Below are 2,772 nucleotides of genomic sequence, written 5' to 3' on the forward strand. Positions count from 1 at the left end.
AAATATGTAGCGAAAAATGTTCCAGGTGCAAAAGACCAAAAATTATTTGAAGCTGGCGTAGCTTACTTTAAATAAAAAATAATAGATATAAAAATGCTCATGTACGGTAAGGAAGCAAGCAACCGAAAACAAGAGATAGACCGCCAGCACTACACTATTCCGAACCAAAGACCAAAAGATAAGCATTGTGGGAAAATCTAAACTTTTGGATTTTCCTACAATGCCAACTACGGCGGAATCCCTCCCACTCCTTATATCTTTCTGTATACATTGAATTTGTATTTAGTAAAATGCAGACAACACCACGGATCGGCTTTTGGTTGGACAATTCCAACCAAACACCACAGCAGACAGCAGAAAACATTCTGAACGCTAGGAAGCCGGTATGATTGTTACATATAAGGGGAAGAAAAATTTCTTTTAGGTACTTGCTTTCCTAAAACTGATGTGATACAATGATTTAATCCAGAAAAGGAGTAAAAAATATGCGGCAAGGTATTCTTAAATAAAACTATAATCAAATAGTGGGAACAAAGGATTATGATAGCTCCTTTTGTAGGGGCTTAGTTTTTTGTACCCAATTTAAGAATACTTTTGCCTTATCAATTTTGACATATCCCCAAAAACAGCAATCACAAACAGGTGTATGCTGTATATGTGTATGTCCGCAACTTATAATCCCCAGTGGTAAAAGTATTTTACTGCTGGGGATTTTTATGCCCTTTGGGGCTGTAAAGGGAGGACAATCACATGAAAATAATCAATATTGGAATTCTTGCCCATGTAGACGCTGGAAAGACGACCTTGACGGAGAGCCTGCTATATGCCAGCGGAGCCATTTCAGAACCGGGGAGCGTCGAAAAAGGGACAACGAGGACGGACACCATGTTTTTGGAGCGGCAGCGTGGGATTACCATTCAAGCGGCAGTCACTTCCTTCCAGTGGCACAGATGTAAAGTTAACATTGTGGATACGCCCGGCCACATGGATTTTTTGGCGGAGGTGTACCGCTCTTTGGCTGTTTTAGATGGGGCCATCTTGGTGATCTCCGCTAAAGATGGCGTGCAGGCCCAGACCCGTATTCTGTTCCATGCCCTGCGGAAAATGAACATTCCCACCGTTATCTTTATCAACAAGATCGACCAGGCTGGCGTTGATTTGCAGAGCGTGGTTCAGTCTGTTCGGGATAAGCTCTCCGCCGATATTATCATCAAGCAGACGGTGTCGCTGTCCCCGGAAATAGTCCTGGAGGAAAATACCGACATAGAAGCATGGGATGCGGTCATCGAAAATAACGATGAATTATTGGAAAAGTATATCGCAGGAGAACCAATCAGCCGGGAAAAACTTGCGCGGGAGGAACAGCAGCGGGTTCAAGACGCCTCCCTGTTCCCAGTCTATCATGGCAGCGCCAAAAATGGCCTTGGCATTCAACCGTTGATGGATGCGGTGACAGGGCTGTTCCAACCGATTGGGGAACAGGGGGGCGCCGCCCTATGCGGCAGCGTTTTCAAGGTTGAGTACACCGATTGCGGCCAGCGGCGTGTCTATCTACGGTTATACAGCGGAACGCTGCGCCTGCGGGATACGGTGGCCCTGGCCGGGAGAGAAAAGCTGAAAATCACAGAGATGCGTATTCCATCCAAAGGGGAAATTGTTCGGACAGACACCGCTTATCAGGGTGAAATTGTTATCCTTCCCAGCGACAGCGTGAGGTTAAACGATGTATTAGGGGACCAAACCCGGCTCCCTCGTAAAAGGTGGCGCGAGGACCCCCTCCCCATGCTGCGGACGACGATTGCGCCGAAAACGGCAGCGCAAAGAGAACGGCTGCTGGACGCTCTTACGCAACTTGCGGATACTGACCCGCTTTTGCGTTGCGAAGTGGATTCCATCACCCATGAGATCATTCTTTCTTTTTTGGGCCGGGTGCAGTTGGAGGTTGTTTCCGCTTTGCTGTCGGAAAAATACAAGCTTGAAACAGTGGTAAAGGAACCCTCCGTCATTTATATGGAGCGGCCGCTCAAAGCAGCCAGCCACACCATCCATATCGAGGTGCCGCCCAACCCGTTTTGGGCATCCATAGGACTGTCTGTTACACCACTCTCGCTTGGCTCCGGTGTACAATACGAGAGCCGGGTTTCGCTGGGATACTTGAACCAGAGTTTTCAAAACGCTGTCAGGGATGGTATCCGTTACGGGCTGGAGCAGGGCTTGTTCGGCTGGAACGTAACGGACTGTAAGATTTGCTTTGAATACGGGCTTTATTACAGTCCGGTCAGCACGCCGGCGGACTTCCGCTCATTGGCCCCGATTGTATTGGAACAGGCATTGAAGGAATCGGGGACGCAGCTGCTGGAACCTTATCTCTCCTTCATCCTCTATGCGCCCCAGGAATACCTTTCCAGGGCTTATCATGATGCACCGAAATACTGTGCCACCATCGAAACGGCCCAGGTAAAAAAGGATGAAGTTGTCTTTACTGGCGAGATTCCCGCCCGCTGTATACAGGCATACCGTACTGATCTGGCCTTTTACACCAACGGGCGGAGCGTATGCCTTACAGAGCTGAAAGGATATCAGGCCGCTGTCGGTCAGCCGGTCATCCAGCCCCGCCGTCCAAACAGCCGCCTGGACAAGGTGCGCCATATGTTTCAGAAGGGTTCGCTTAACTCTCCAAGAATATTTTGAAAGCCTTGGCAAAGATAGCGAAAAATGGGGTAAACCATTTGCTGCACTTTTAGGTGCATTATGGGCACAGCATAAATTCGG

Annotated in this window: 1 protein-coding gene; it reads left to right on the top strand. The window is 48.3% G+C overall.

Annotation, left to right across the window (positions count from 1 at the left end; all coding sequences use genetic code 11):
- Window positions 1-750 precede the first annotated feature (750 nt).
- The gene (gene tet(W) / locus BMX03_RS10970; RefSeq protein WP_091695423.1) at window positions 751-2,691 is read left to right on the top strand and encodes a tetracycline resistance ribosomal protection protein Tet(W); all 1,941 of its coding nucleotides are present in this window, start codon (window positions 751-753) and stop codon (window positions 2,689-2,691) included.
- Window positions 2,692-2,772: the final 81 nt, after the last annotated feature.

This window comes from Megamonas sp. Calf98-2 (assembly GCF_900110235.1).
Taxonomy (GTDB): Bacteria; Bacillota; Negativicutes; order Selenomonadales; family Selenomonadaceae; genus Megamonas; species Megamonas funiformis.